The 13,287-nt window shown below is 68.9% G+C and carries 15 protein-coding genes and 2 pseudogenes; 11 read left to right on the top strand and 6 right to left on the bottom strand.

The annotated features are described in order from the left end of the window. Positions 1-313 precede the first annotated feature (313 nt). Complete coding sequence (locus tag ACWGI8_RS07690) at positions 314-2,767, bottom strand: HAD-IC family P-type ATPase (protein WP_453659203.1); 2,454 nt, start codon at positions 2,765-2,767, stop codon at positions 314-316. Positions 2,768-2,983: 216 nt separating this feature from the next. Continuing rightward, positions 2,984-3,256, bottom strand: coding sequence for a DUF2530 domain-containing protein (locus ACWGI8_RS07685; protein WP_453659202.1), 273 nt, complete (start codon positions 3,254-3,256; stop codon positions 2,984-2,986). 187 nt (positions 3,257-3,443) lie between these two features. Between ACWGI8_RS07685 and ACWGI8_RS07680 the strand changes: the two genes are divergently transcribed. After that, a complete protein-coding gene (locus ACWGI8_RS07680; RefSeq protein WP_453659201.1) occupies positions 3,444-4,910 on the top strand; it encodes an NCS2 family permease in 1,467 nt (488 codons plus the stop codon). Between the two features lie 30 nt (positions 4,911-4,940). Here the strand turns inward: ACWGI8_RS07680 and ACWGI8_RS07675 are convergent, their stop codons facing one another. Further along, a complete protein-coding gene (locus tag ACWGI8_RS07675) occupies positions 4,941-5,123 on the bottom strand; it encodes a ribbon-helix-helix protein, CopG family (protein WP_453659200.1) in 183 nt (60 codons plus the stop codon). Positions 5,124-5,256: 133 nt separating this feature from the next. On the opposite strand from ACWGI8_RS07675, the gene ACWGI8_RS07670 reads away from it, so the two are divergent. The 4 genes and pseudogenes from ACWGI8_RS07670 to ACWGI8_RS07655 form a co-directional block, all read left to right on the top strand. After that, positions 5,257-5,694: a MarR family winged helix-turn-helix transcriptional regulator gene (locus ACWGI8_RS07670; RefSeq protein WP_453659199.1), complete on the top strand. Its 438-nt coding sequence runs from the start codon at positions 5,257-5,259 to the stop codon at positions 5,692-5,694. A gap of 28 nt (positions 5,695-5,722) precedes the next feature. After that, positions 5,723-7,084 (top strand): MFS transporter, encoded by a 1,362-nt coding sequence (locus ACWGI8_RS07665; RefSeq protein ID WP_453659198.1) that lies wholly within the window; start codon positions 5,723-5,725, stop codon positions 7,082-7,084. Positions 7,085-7,147: 63 nt separating this feature from the next. Next, on the top strand, positions 7,148-7,717 hold the full coding sequence (gene thpR, locus ACWGI8_RS07660) for an RNA 2',3'-cyclic phosphodiesterase (RefSeq protein ID WP_453659197.1): 570 nt from the start codon (positions 7,148-7,150) through the stop codon (positions 7,715-7,717). 286 nt (positions 7,718-8,003) lie between these two features. Then, positions 8,004-8,153: pseudogene (locus ACWGI8_RS07655) on the top strand (aldo/keto reductase); the annotation flags it as partial. Positions 8,154-8,239: 86 nt separating this feature from the next. Here ACWGI8_RS07655 and ACWGI8_RS07650 read toward each other — a convergent pair. Continuing rightward, positions 8,240-9,229, bottom strand: a complete 990-nt coding sequence (locus ACWGI8_RS07650) for an aldo/keto reductase (protein ID WP_453659196.1) — start codon at positions 9,227-9,229, stop codon at positions 8,240-8,242. Positions 9,230-9,398: 169 nt separating this feature from the next. Between ACWGI8_RS07650 and ACWGI8_RS07645 the strand changes: the two genes are divergently transcribed. From ACWGI8_RS07645 to ACWGI8_RS07625, 5 genes are all read left to right on the top strand, one after another. Beyond that, positions 9,399-9,605, top strand: coding sequence for a hypothetical protein (locus ACWGI8_RS07645; protein WP_453659195.1), 207 nt, complete (start codon positions 9,399-9,401; stop codon positions 9,603-9,605). Then, on the top strand, positions 9,589-10,113 hold the full coding sequence (locus ACWGI8_RS07640; protein WP_453659194.1) for a DUF6879 family protein: 525 nt from the start codon (positions 9,589-9,591) through the stop codon (positions 10,111-10,113). The genes ACWGI8_RS07645 and ACWGI8_RS07640 overlap by 17 nt, the downstream gene beginning before the upstream one ends. After that, complete coding sequence (locus ACWGI8_RS07635; protein WP_453659193.1) at positions 10,110-10,943, top strand: helix-turn-helix domain-containing protein; 834 nt, start codon at positions 10,110-10,112, stop codon at positions 10,941-10,943. The genes ACWGI8_RS07640 and ACWGI8_RS07635 overlap by 4 nt, the downstream gene beginning before the upstream one ends. 88 nt (positions 10,944-11,031) lie before the next feature. Beyond that, complete coding sequence (locus ACWGI8_RS07630) at positions 11,032-11,235, top strand: hypothetical protein (protein WP_317873792.1); 204 nt, start codon at positions 11,032-11,034, stop codon at positions 11,233-11,235. Then, positions 11,235-11,456 carry a DUF7848 domain-containing protein gene (locus ACWGI8_RS07625; RefSeq protein ID WP_453659192.1) on the top strand — a complete coding sequence of 74 codons (222 nt, stop codon included), beginning with the start codon at positions 11,235-11,237 and terminating at the stop codon, positions 11,454-11,456. The genes ACWGI8_RS07630 and ACWGI8_RS07625 overlap by 1 nt, the downstream gene beginning before the upstream one ends. A 60-nt stretch (positions 11,457-11,516) precedes the next feature. Here ACWGI8_RS07625 and ACWGI8_RS07620 read toward each other — a convergent pair whose 3' ends face one another. Beyond that, complete coding sequence (locus ACWGI8_RS07620; RefSeq protein WP_453659191.1) at positions 11,517-12,101, bottom strand: recombinase family protein; 585 nt, start codon at positions 12,099-12,101, stop codon at positions 11,517-11,519. 24 nt (positions 12,102-12,125) lie between these two features. On the opposite strand from ACWGI8_RS07620, the pseudogene ACWGI8_RS07615 reads away from it, so the two are divergent. Continuing rightward, positions 12,126-12,335: pseudogene (locus ACWGI8_RS07615) on the top strand (aldo/keto reductase); the annotation flags it as partial. An 85-nt stretch (positions 12,336-12,420) separates the two neighbouring features. Here ACWGI8_RS07615 and ACWGI8_RS07610 read toward each other — a convergent pair. After that, positions 12,421-13,281 (bottom strand): geranyl diphosphate 2-C-methyltransferase, encoded by an 861-nt coding sequence (locus ACWGI8_RS07610; protein WP_453659190.1) that lies wholly within the window; start codon positions 13,279-13,281, stop codon positions 12,421-12,423. Positions 13,282-13,287: the final 6 nt, after the last annotated feature.

Here is a 13,287-nt window from a genome sequence, read left to right as displayed (position 1 = left end):
CCTCATACTGGGCGTATTCGGGCGATCCGACAACGCAGCGAGGTGCCGTAGCTGTCGTCGTGCGCCCGCCGGGGATTACGGGACAGCCCTTAGGGGAAATCACCTGCTTCGTTGGGAAGTTGCCGGGCCTCGATAAGGTGCCCCTGTGCGTTGGCTCGACAGCGTCAACGTTGGCTCAACTTCCTTCGTGCGGACGGGCGAGTCGGGATCGGCCAGTCCCTCGGGTGTGGGCTCCTGGTCGGGGTCGGGGTCGGGGTCGGCACGGCCTCAGTGGCCTCTTCGGCGATCTCGGCAGGAGCCCCGGTTCGGGTGCCTACGCCGGGAACCGCCGGTCCACCCACCGCCACGCGAACTCCAGCAGCACCCCCGCCGCCACCGCGACCCCCACCGCCGCCCACGGCATCGTCGTCCCCACCAGCCGCAGCGCGAAGAAGTCCTGCAGCCACGGCACCATCAGCACGATGAGGAAGCACAGCCCCATCGCCGCGACCAGAGCGACCCGCCACCAGGTGTACGGGCGGGCGACGATCGTCAGGACCCACATGGCGACCAGGAAGAGGGTCAGCGTCGCCGCGCTGGTCTCGGCCCCCAGTGCGGCGGCGCCGCTGTAGTGGGCGCGGGCCAGGACGTACGTCACGAAGGTGGCCGCCGCCGCGATGATGCCGCCGGGGATCGCGTACCGCATGACGCGGCGCACGAAGTGCGGTTTGGCGCGTTCCTTGTTGGGCGCCAGGGCCAGGAAGAAGGCCGGGATGCCGATGGTCAGCGTCGACAGCAGGGTGAGGTGGCGCGGCAGGAAGGGGTACTCGACCTGAAAGCAGACCACCAGGATGGCGAGCAGGACCGAGTAGACCGTCTTCGTCAGGAACAGCGTCGCGACGCGCGTGATGTTGCCGATGACCCGGCGGCCCTCGCCGACCACCGACGGCAGCGTCGCGAAGCTGTTGTTGAGGAGGACGATCTGGGCGACCGCCTTCGTCGCCTCGGAGCCGGAGCCCATGGAGACGCCGATGTCGGCGTCCTTGAGCGCGAGGACGTCGTTGACGCCGTCGCCGGTCATCGCGACCGTGTGCCCGCGGGACTGGAGCGCGCCGACCATGTCCCGCTTCTGCTGCGGGGTGACCCGCCCGAAGACCGCGTTCTCGTGGAGCTCCTCGGCCATCGCTTCCCGCTCGGTGGGGAGCCTGCGCGCGTCGACGGTGTTCGCGGCGCCGGGCAGGCCGAGCTTCGCCGCGACCGCGCTCACCGACACCGCGTTGTCGCCGGAGATGACCTTGGCGTGGACGCTCTGCTCGTCGAAGTAGCGCAGCGTGTCCGCGGCGTCGGGCCGCAGGCGCTGCTCCAGGACGACCAGGGCGGCGGGCCGGGCACTCGTGACGACGTCGGGGGAGTCGAGCTCGCAGGCGGCACGGGCGAGGAGCAGCACGCGCAGTCCCTGCTCGTTGAGGTGGTCGATCTCGCCGAGGGTGGGGTGCTCGGCGGGCAGCAGCACATCGGGCGCGCCGAGCAGCCAGGTGGAGCTCTGCCCGTCGCCCTCGCTCAGCGCCGCGCCGCTGTACTTGCGCGCGGAGGAGAAGGGCAGCGACTCGGTGCAGCGCCAGTCCTCGCTGTCCGGGTAGGCCTCGATGATCGCCTGCAGCGACGCGTTGGGCCGTGGGTCGGACTCGCCGAGCGCGCCGAGGACCTTGCGTACGTACGCCTCGTCGGAGCCGCCCAGCGCACGCAGCTCGGTGACGTCCATGCCGCCTTCGGTGAGCGTGCCCGTCTTGTCGAGGCAGACGACGTCGACGCGGGCGAGCCCTTCGATCGCGGGCAGTTCCTGGACGAGGCACTGTTTGCGGCCGAGCCGGATGACACCGATCGCGAAGGCGACGGAGGTGAGGAGGACGAGGCCCTCGGGAATCATCGGCACGATGCCGCCGACGGTGCGGGCGACCGAGTCCTTGAAGTTGTCGCCCTTCACCGCCAGCTGGCTGATGATCAGGCCCAAGGCGGTCGGGACCATCATCCACGTCACGTACTTGAGGATCGTGGAGATGCCGGAGCGCAGCTCGGAATGGACGAGGGTGAAGCGGGAGGCCTCCTCGGCGAGCTGCGCCGCGTACGCCGCGCGGCCGACCTTGGTGGCGGTGAACGCGCCGCCGCCCGCGACGACGAAGCTGCCGGACATCATCCTGTCGCCGCGTTTCTTGAGGACGGGATCGGCCTCACCGGTCAGCAGTGACTCGTCGACCTCGAGACCGTCGGCCTCGGCGACCTCGCCGTCGACGACGACCTTGTCACCCGGCCCGAGCTCGATGAGATCCCCGAGCACGATCTCGGAAGTGGACACCTCGCCGGCGGCCCCGTCCCGCCGGACGACGGGTTTCGCCTCGCCGATGACGGCGAGCCCGTCGAGGGTCCTCTTGGCGCGGAGCTCCTGGATGATGCCGATGCCGGTGTTGGCGAGGATGACGAATCCGAACAGGGTGTCCTGGAACGGCGCGACGATGAACATGATCACCCAGAGCACGCCGATGATCGCGTTGAAGCGGGTGAAGACGTTGCCGCGGATGATGTCGGCGGTGGAGCGGCTGCTGCGAACGGGTACGTCGTTGACCTCGCCCCGCGCGATCCGCTCGGCCACCTCGGCGGCGCTGAGCCCGCCGGGCCGGTGCCGCACGGGCGGCGCCACGGGGTGCACGGGGTCGAGTTCCGCGCCCGCGTCGATGGCCGCCCCGCCTCGCTGCCCGGGCCCGCCGCTGCCGCTCTCCGACCGCTGAGTCATGCTCCCGACGGTACGGCGGGCACGCGGCGTTCACCCCTTGAGCGGGTTGAACAGGGTGGAACCTCCGGGTCCCCCGTACGGGGATGGGGGCTGAGCCCCGGTTACGGGAAGGCGCGGGGGCTGCGCCCCGCTGCTTCGCCCGCTACTCCGCTCGCTGCTTCGCCCGCTACTCCGCTCGCTGCTTCGCCCGCTACTCCGCTCGCTGCTTCGCCCGCGCTACTCCGCTCGCGGCGCTTCGCTGCGCGCTGCCTCCGCGCGCTTGATCGCCGCGTCGCGCTTCCGCACGTACCAGATACCGATGAGCCCCAGGCCCGCGCCGGCCAGGCACGTCCACACCCACCACGTCAGATCGCGGTCGGCGAACCAGCTGTAGAAGGGGACCTGGACCACGAAGAGGACGAACCACAGGATCGTGCCGCCGGTGATGGTGGCGACGACGGGCCCCTCCAGGGGCTCGGGCGCCTCGTGCTTGGGGGTCCACTTCGCCATGCGGTCAGTGTAGGTGGCTCCTCGACGGCTCCGACGGCCCCCATGACCCCGTTGCCCGCATGCGTCTACGCGCGGAGATACCGATCTTTTGCTTATACGTTCATACTGAAGCGGTTTGTGTCCGACCGGTTTCGTTCGTACGAACATCCAAGGAACTGGCCAAAAATCACCCCCGACGAGGTCTCGCATGCCCCCCACGGCCACCGCTCCTGCGGACGTCCAGCAGCCGCAGCGGCCGGACTCCGGTCCCGGCGCCCTCGGCCGGCTCGACCGCTTCTTCAAGATCTCCGAGCGCGGCTCCACGCTCCCCCGTGAGATCCGCGGCGGCTTCGCCACCTTCTTCGCGATGGCCTACATCATCGTGCTGAACCCGATCATCCTCGGCAGCGCGAAGGACATGTACGGCCACCAGCTCGACGGCGGCCAGCTGGTCACCGCCACCGTGCTCACCGCCGCGTTCTCCACGCTCCTCATGGGTGTCATCGGCAATGTCCCGATCGCGCTGGCCGCCGGCCTCGGGGTGAACACCGTGGTCGCGCTCCAGCTCGCCCCCAAGATGAGCTGGCCCGACGCGATGGGCATGGTCGTCCTCGCCGGTTTCGTCGTGATGCTGCTGGTGGCCACGGGCCTGCGCGAGCGGGTCATGAACGCCGTGCCGCTCGGCCTGCGCAAGGGCATCGCGATCGGCATCGGCCTCTTCATCATGCTGATCGGCCTCGTCGACTCCGGCTTCGTCTCCCGCATCCCGGACGCCGCCCACACCACCGTCCCGCTCCAGCTCGGCCTGACCGGTCATCTGTCCGGCTGGCCGGTGCTCGTCTTCGTGCTCGGAGCGCTGCTCACCCTCGCGCTGATCATCCGCAAGGTGCCGGGCGCGATCCTGATCTCGATCGTTGTGATGACGGTCGTCGCGCTCGTCATCCAGCTGGTCGCGAAGCTGCCGGGCCAGGCGTGGGGCCTGACGGTCCCGGAGTGGCCGGGCAACCCGGTCGCGACGCCCGACTTCGGCCTGGTCGGTCAGGTCAGCCTGTTCGGCGGCTTCGAGAAGGTCGGCTTCCTCACCGGCGCGCTGTTCGTCTTCACCGTGCTGCTGTCCTGCTTCTTCGACGCGATGGGCACGATCCTCGGCGTCGGCGACGAGGCGAAGCTGATGGACAAGGAGGGCAACTTCCCAGGCATCAACAAGGTGCTGATCGTCGACGGCATCGCGGTCGCCGCGGGCGGCGCCACCTCGTCCTCCGCCAACACCTGTTTCGTGGAGTCCACGGCGGGCGTCGGCGAGGGTGCCCGTACGGGTCTCGCGTCCGTCGTCACCGGCGGACTCTTCTCGGTGGCGCTGTTCCTCACGCCGCTCGCCACGATGGTGCCGTCCCAGGCGGCGACGCCCGCCCTGCTGGCGGTGGGCTTCCTGATCCTGGCCGGATCGGTGAAGGACATCGACTGGAGCGACTTCACCATCGCGGTGCCGGCGTTCCTGGCGATGGTGATGATGCCGTTCACGTACTCGATCACCAACGGCATCGGCATCGGCTTCATCGCCTTCAGTGCCCTGCGGCTGGCGACCGGGCGCGGCCGTGAGGTGCCGGTCGCGATGTACATCGTGTCGGCGGTCTTCGTCTTCTACTACGCGATGCCGGCGCTGGGCCTCACCTGAGCGAGGTCCCCCGATCGAGGCCTCCCGGGCTCACGTCCGCCCGTAGAACTTCTCCGTCTCGTCGACGGCCGCCTTGAAGCGTTCGTCGAAGTCGCCGCGAATGAGCGTCCGGACCACATAGTCCTGGACGCTCATTCCGCGTTTGGCGGCATGCTGCCGGAGCCGGTCCAGCAGCTCTTCGTCTATGCGCAGGCTGAGCACTGTCGATGCCATGCCGGCCAGGGTCGCGGGCGGGAACCGGCCAGTGCGTCACTTTCTGGATCCTTCTCACTCATATGGGTGATCCATCGAGCTGGGCCGAAACCCCAGTGGTAATTAGACTGGGTAATGAGTTACGCTAATGAACATGCCTGACCTGTCCCACGGTGACAACGCCGCCGCCGTGAACTCATTGCGCTCCGCCGTCATGCGGCTGGGCCGGCGCCTGAAGCACCAGCGCGTCGACGAATCGCTGAGCCCGACCGAGATGTCGGTGCTCGGCACCCTCTCCCTCTGCGGTTCGGCCACCCCCGGTGAGCTGGCCCGCAAGGAGCACGTCCAGCCGCCGTCGATGACGCGCATCGTGGCGCTGCTGGAAGCCAAGGGACTGGTACGGCTGGAGCCGCACCCCGACGACCGCCGGCAGAAGGTCGTCAGCCAGACCGAGCAGGCCGAGGCCATGCTGGAAGAGAGCCGCCGCAAGCGGAACGCATGGCTGGCGTCCCTCGCCGAAGGCCTGGACGAGGACGAGTGGGCCAAGCTGCGTGCAGCGGCCCCCGTGCTGGAGAAGCTCGCGCATCTGTAGACCTGAGGCCGCAAGGAGGCGAACCCCTTTGAGTACGGGATCCGGAGCAGACTCCGCCCCCGCACCGAACTCCGACCACGACACCCCGACCGCGCCGACCTCGGGGAGTGCCGGACCTTCCGGGACGTTCTCCTCGCTCAAGGTCCGTAACTACCGCCTGTTCTTCACCGGAGCGATCGTCTCCAACACGGGCACCTGGATGGCCCGTATCACCCAGGACTGGCTGGTCCTCAGCCTCACCGGCTCGTCCGCGGCCGTGGGCATCACCACGGCTCTGCAGTTCCTGCCGATGCTGCTCTTCGGTCTGTACGGCGGCGTCATCGCCGACCGGTATCCGAAGCGCCGCATCCTGCTCTTCAGCCAGGGCGCGCTCGGACTGTGCGGGCTCGCGCTCGCCGTCCTCACGCTCTCCGGCCAGGTCCAGGTCTGGCACGTCTATCTGATCGCGTTCCTGCTCGGCATGGTCACGGTCGTCGACAACCCGACCCGGCAGTCCTTCGTCTCCGAGATGGTCGGCCCGGAGCAGCTGCGGAACGCCGTCAGCCTCAATTCCGCGAACTTCCAGTCGGCCCGGCTGGTCGGGCCGGCCGTGGCCGGTGTGCTGATCACCGCCGTCGGCAGCGGCTGGGCGTTCCTGCTCAACGGCCTGTCCTTCCTCGCGCCGCTGACCGGCCTGCTGCTCATGCGTACGCGTGAGCTGCACAAGGTGGAGCGTGCACCCCGGGGGAAGGGCCAGCTGCGGGAGGGACTGAAGTACGTCGCCGGGCGGCCCGAGCTGATCTGGCCGATCGTGCTCGTCGGCTTCATCGGCACGTTCGCCTTCAACTTCCCGATCTGGCTGACCGCGTTCGCGGACAAGGTCTTCCACGCCGGGGCCGGTACGTACGGCCTGTTCAACACGCTGATGGCGGCGGGCTCGCTGGCGGGCGCACTGCTCGCGGCGCGCCGCGGCTCGTCCCGGCTGCGGATGCTGGTCGGCGCGGCGGCACTGTTCGGTGCGCTGGAGATCGCGGCCGCGTTCTCGCCGTCCTTCTGGTTGTTCGCGCTGCTGCTCGTCCCGATCGGCATGGTCGGCCTGACGGTGAACGTCACCGCCAACTCGTCGGTCCAGCTGGCCACGGACCCGGTGATGCGGGGCCGCGTGATGAGCCTCTACATGATGGTCTTCGTCGGTGGCACGCCGCTGGGCGCGCCGATCGTCGGCTGGATCACGGACACGTACGGCGCGCGCGCCGGGTTCGCCACGGGCGGCGCGGTCGCGATGGTCGCGGCCGGTGCGATCGGTCTGATCCTCGTCCGGCTCGGCGGCCTGCGTGTCCAGCTGGATCTGCGGCCGGGCCACCCGCACGTGCGCTTCGTCCCGCGCGAGCGGCTCACGACCGCGGCCTGACTCCGGTGCGACCTGGGTCGGCGACAGGTCCCGCCGGGACGCGAACGCTGCAAGACTCGCCGTATGAGACTCTTCGCCGCCGTGCTGCCGCCCGAGGAGGCCCTGCGGGAACTCGGGCGGGCCGTCAACCAGCTGCACACGCTCCCGGGCGCGGACGGGCTGCGCTGGACCGGGCGGCCCGGGTGGCACTTCACACTCGCGTTCATGGGAGAGGTCGACGAGCGGCTCCTGCCCGATCTGCAGGAGCGGCTCGGCCGTGCCGCCCACCGCAGCGAGGCGTTCCGGCTGCGGCTGCACGAGGGCGGGCACTTCGGCAGGCGGGCCCTGTGGGTCGGTGCCGCGGGCGGCCTCGACGAGATGCGGATGCTCGCCGAGCGCGCGGACGCGGCGGCGCGGCGGGCGGGGGTGGCGATGGACGAGCACCGCGCCTACCACGCGCATCTGACGATCGCCCGTACCCGCGAGAACACGGACCTGCGCCCGTACGTCGACGCGCTGGCCGGCTTCGAGGGCACGCCCTGGACCGTGTCGCGGCTGGTGCTGGTCCGCAGCAATCTGCCCGGCGGCGGCGTCCCGGGGGCGCGGCCCCGCTACGAAGAGGTGGGTGAGTGGCCACTGGGCGCGACCGGCTGACCCGCGGTCCGGGCGCCCGGACCTGCCCGTTACGCTCGAAGAGTGGACCCGAAAACCCGTAACCGGATCATGGCCGGTGTGCTTGTGCTGATGTTCGCCGTCGTCGCGGTGGCGGCCGCGCTGGGCAACTGACCCGACCCCTTCTCCTCCTGCCCTCTTGGAAACCGGCCGGAAGCCGGCCTGCTTCGTCGTTCAGGACGGTGTCCGGGGCCGGCGCGACGCCGCGGCCTTCGGATGACCGGAATGGCCTTGCTTCGAGCGGACTCGAAGGCGTTGGCTGGCCCCCATGAAGTACACGCAGCTCGGACGCACCGGACTCAAGGTCAGCCGACTCGTCCTCGGCACAATGAACTTCGGGCCCCAGACCAGTGAGGCCGACAGCCACACCATCATGGACGCCGCACTGGGCGCGGGTCTGAACTTCTTCGACACTGCCAAGTAGGCACTTTAACGCCACTTGGGTAGGAGGTGGTCGCCGCCCAGGGCGAAGGGACGACGACCACCGTACGTACGGCTACCTGATCACCAGGCGAAGGCCTCCGGGGAGGGTCCGGGGCCGGGGAAGATCTCGTCCAGGGTGGACAGGACCTCCTCGCTCAGCTCCACCTCCAGGGCGCGCAGCGCGCCGGCCAGCTGCTCCGGGGTGCGGGGGCCGACGATCGGTCCCGTCACGCCGGGGCGGGTGAGCAGCCAGGCGAGGGCCGTCTCGCCGGGCTCCAGGCCGTGCTTGTCGAGCAGGTCCTCGTAGGCCAGGAGCTGCGCCCGGGCGCCCGGGTCGGCGAGCGTGGCCGCCGCGCGCCCCTCGGTGCGCCGCTTGCCCTCGCTCTCCTTCTTCAGGACCCCGCCGAGCAGACCGCCGTGCAGCGGCGACCAGGGGATGACCCCGAGGCCGTACTCCTGGGCGGCCGGAAGGACCTCCATCTCGGCGCGCCGCTCGAAGAGGTTGTAGAGGCACTGCTCGCTGACGAGCCCGACCGACCCGCGCCGCGCGGCGGCCTCGTTGGCCTGGGCGATCTTGTACCCGGGGAAGTTCGAGGACCCCGCGTAGAGGATCTTCCCCTGCTGGATCAGCACGTCCACGGCCTGCCAGATCTCCTCGAAGGGAGTGTCCCGGTCGACGTGGTGGAACTGGTAGAGGTCGATGTAGTCGGTGCCGAGCCGCTTGAGGCTGGCGTCGACCGCGCGGCGGATGTTGAGGGCGGACAGCTTGTCGTGGTTGGGCCAGGTCTCGCTCTCCCGGTCCATCGAGCCGTAGACCTTGGTGGCGAGGACGGTCTTGTCGCGGCGGCCGTCGCCCTTGGCGAACCAGGAACCGATGATCTCCTCCGTGCGGCCCTTGTTCTCACCCCACCCATACACATTGGCCGTGTCTACGAAATTCAGACCTGCGTCGAGCGCGGCATCCAAGATGCTGTGACTTGTCGGTTCGTCTGTCTGCGGGCCGAAGTTCATCGTGCCGAGGACGAGTCGGCTGACCTTGAGTCCGGTGCGTCCAAGCTGCGTGTACTTCATGAGGCATAAGCCAACTGCTTCGAGCCCGCTCGAAGCAAGAGCCGACCACTCAGCCGCCCATTTATGCGACAACGTGCATGAGTCACGTCCGTGCATGGACGGCCGCGAGCAGCCCCCGTACGGTCGTCCCAGGCGGCCCCACCGGGTCGACAGGTCAAGGGAGTTCCGCATGGCACGCGAAGAACTGACTCGGCTCACCAGCAACGGCAACGGCACGTGCGGAGAGGACGACTGCCCGAACGTCTACCGCACCGCTTCCGGCTCCATCGTGGTTCAGGGTGACGTGTCCGACGCCTTCACGCCCCCGCAGGGCGAGGGGCTCGTGGAGATCCCCGAGAACGTTCTTCGGGAGGCCGTTCGTGCTCTTGGATGGTGACGAGTGGCGGGCGATGCTCCGGGGCTTCCAGTCGGAGGCATGGCGGCTGGAGACCCTGCCCCAATACCTCGTACCGCAAGAGGCGGAAGAGCTCGAAGCCTTCCGGGCCGGCAAGCGCGTCGACCCGCACGCCTACTCGTCCGCGTATACGGAAGACCTGAAGCGGCTGCGCGGCGAGAGGCGGAGCAAGGGGCGGGTGCACGTGCTGACTCGACCGCTCTCCGAGTACCTGCGCTTCGAGTTCTCCCGGTACTACGCCCCGCACGTGCTTGCCGGGGAGGACATCCGCATCCTTGACGTGACCGAGCGGGACAACCCGCTTCCGGACGTCGAGGACTTCTGGATGTTCGACCGCTCGACGGTCGTCCTGATGCACTACGAGGGCGACGGCAGGCAGATCGGCCGGGAGCTGTACGAGGGTGACCCTGCGCCTTTCATCGAGTGGCAGCGCATCGCCGTTGCCAAGTCGGTTCCCTTCCTGGAGTACGCGGAGCGCGTGACGGAGTGACGTTCGAAGCTGAGCAGCTTGGCGAGTCCGGTGCCGAACTCGCCTCTCTGCTTCGGGGCTTGCGCAAGCGGGCCGGCCTCTCAGGGGACCGGCTCGCGGCGCGCTGCAATATGTCCCAGTCGAAGGTGTCCCGCATCGAGAACGGCCGGACACGGCCGTCCCTGGTCGATGTCGAGCAGATCTTGCGAGCGCTGGACGCTCCGCCGGAACTGGTCGCCGAGGTCTCTGCCCTCGCCAGGATGGCGAACACCGAGTGGCGGAACGTCCGAGAGCTGCGGCGCAAGGGGCTCGGTACGAGACAGGCCGAGTTGAAGTCGCTCGAAGCGTCCTCCACGCGGATGCGGTACTTCCTGCTCTCGATGGTCACCGGGCTGCTGGCGACACCGGAGTACGTACGGGCGAGTCTGGCTCACTCGACGGCCGACACGAGCAAGGCAGTAGCGGGGAAGTTGGGACGGCAAGCCGTCCTCTACGACGCCTCGAAGCGGTTCACGTTCGTTCTGACCGAGCAGGCGGTTCGCTGGCCGGTCGTCTCCCCGCTGGCCCTGGCCGAGCAGATGGACCGGCTGGCGTCCCTGTCCTACCTCCCGAACGTTCAGATCGGGGTGATTCCCGTAGGGGTGCCGACGCCCCGAACCCCTCTGAGTACGTTCACCATCTACGACGCCGCGTTGGTCACCATTGAGACGACAGCGGGAAGTCTCGTGCTCCGCGACGGTCGAGACGTTCAGGCGTATCTGAAGGAGTTCGCCGGATGCGAGGAGCAAGCCCTCTTCGGCGAAGAGCTTCGGGCACGGCTTGCCGAGTGGTCCGCCGCTTGCCGTGCATGACTTCAGTCCACTACGCGACTGGAGCGCCATTCCGTGCGCGCCCCGGGGGACCATCCTTCGGCAGACGAACAGTCGGGAGGTCGCACGGATGAGCACACCCAGGACGACGATGGCAGGGCCGGTGAACCTGACCCTTCCCATGGGAGATCCGAACCCCGTCGCGGGCTGTCGGCAGTGCCTCGGGGTCGCCGTGACCCGAGCCAACGCCCGATCGGTCGGCGACTACTCGAAGGCGACGGACGCGAACGTCGTGCTCCGCACGCACCTCCGGGAAGACCATGGGGCCGAGTGATGTCGCGCGCAGTCCTGCGGTTCGTGACGCACCGGATCACGCGGCATCCGGACACAGACGTGACCTATGAGGCGGAGTGCCTGCACTGCAAGTGGAAGGCGGAGCCGTCAACGGACAGCGCGGCGGTCGACGTCGAGTGCATGAGTCACACCGGCCTGAGCAACCATCGCGGCTTTCGTCGGATCTGTACGTCGTTCGCCATGGTGGTGCGGGCTGAGTAGGGCAGTGTTGTACGTCCACGACGTAGCCGGGGGCCTGTCTGAAACTGCTGTGTGCCTGCCTCAGGCGCTTTCTCCCAGGTGCCGGTACAGCGTGGCTCGGGAGATTCCGAGGGCCTTGGCGATGGCGCTGACGCTCTCTCCCTTGGCCTTCCTCGCACGGGCCACGGTGAGTACATCCTCGTCCACCACAGACGGACGGCCCCCGGTACGGCCCTGCGCCTTGGCCGCTTCCAGCCCCGCCCGCGTGCGGTCCTTGATGAGCGACCGTTCGAACTCCGCCATGGCCGCGATGATCTGGAAGAACAGCCGGCCATCGGCCGATGTGGTGTCGACGGAGGAGAGCGCACCGTCGAGCACGCGGAAACCTATGCCTCGCTCGCGCAGGCCGTCGACGATGGACACAAGGTCGATGAGCGACCGGCCGAGCCGGTCAAGCTTCCACACACACAGGACGTCGCCCGGTCGGGCGTAGTCCAGTACGGCCGTGAGCTGCGGCCGGTCGGTGTTCTTCCCGTTGGCCGTGTCCTCGAAGATGCGGGCGCACCCTGCGGCCGTCAGCGCGCCGCGCTGAAGCTGCGCCTCCTGGTCGTCGGTGGAGACGCGGGCGTAGCCGATGAGCTGGCCGGTGATCGTGTTCGCCGTCACGGCACGGACTGTCTCAGAACTCACGACAAGCACGGACTGGCACCGGGCGAGGTGGCCCTGGCCTGGCTGCTCACCCGGCCGGGCGTCACGGGACCGATCGTCGGCCCGCGCACCGCGGACCAGCTGACCTCGGCGCTGCGGGCGGTCGACCTCGAACTGTCGCAGGAGCTGCTGACGGAGCTCGACGCGATCTTCCCGGGTCCCGGGCCGTCCCCGGAGGCCTTCGCCTGGTGATCCGGCGGGGGCGGGGACGTGACACCCGGGGGACGGGGAGCGCCTCCGCCCCCGTCCCCGCCCCTTCACCCGCTGCCGTTAGCGGTCAGATGCGGTCGGCGACGATCATCAGGTAGTGGAAGCTCCCCTCCTTGTACGCGGTGAGGAACGGGTCCTCGATGCCCGTCGCGACCGAGCACCTCTGGCGCAGCTCCCAGTAAGGAATGGTCCGCGCCGTCAGGTCGACGACCTCGATGGGCACGAGGTTGTTGGCGGCCATGGCCTTGAAGTACTCGCTGCGCGGGTGGATGTTGCAGGTGTAGTGCTCGTCGATGCGGCTGACCGCCTTGGAACGCAGCCCGTTCACATCGTTCGAGCAGCCGGTGATGCAGACGTAACGGCCGCCGTACTCCAGCAGCCGGGAGAACTCGCCGAAGAGCTCGAACAGATCCACGTACATGGTCGTCTCGTTGGTCCACACGGCCCGGCGCGAGCGGGTGGCGAACCCGGTGTCCAGCATGTTGCGGAAGTGGAACTGCACGCGGTCGGTCACGCCGCGTTCCGCGGCCTGCTTGTTGGCGAACCCGACCTGGGACTCCGAGATCGACACCCCGTCGACCTGGCAGCCGAACCGCTGCTCGGCCATGAAGCTGGTGCCGCCCCGGCCCGAGCCGGCGTCGAGGACGCGGTCGCCGGAGGAGATGTGGCCCAGATGGTCGAGGAGCAGCTCCGCCTGTGCGGTCTCCAGCCGGTGCAGCTCCGCGATGATCCGCTCGTCCCGGGTGTCCTCCGGGCCGGCCAGCACGGACGGGTCGTAGTCGCCGATGCCGTAGTGGTGGTGGTAGAGGCCGTCGATGTCGCCGAGCTTCAGGTTCACCGGGTCCTTCTCGGCGTTCCAGTAGGCGGCCACGGACTTCTGGTAAGGGGTGCGCAGGACGGGGGACTGCGTGGGAACGGTCGTCGTCATTGACGA

It is taken from the genome of Streptomyces sp. NPDC054841 (genome assembly GCF_053611045.1).
This window is presented reverse-complemented; position numbering and strand designations above follow the sequence as displayed.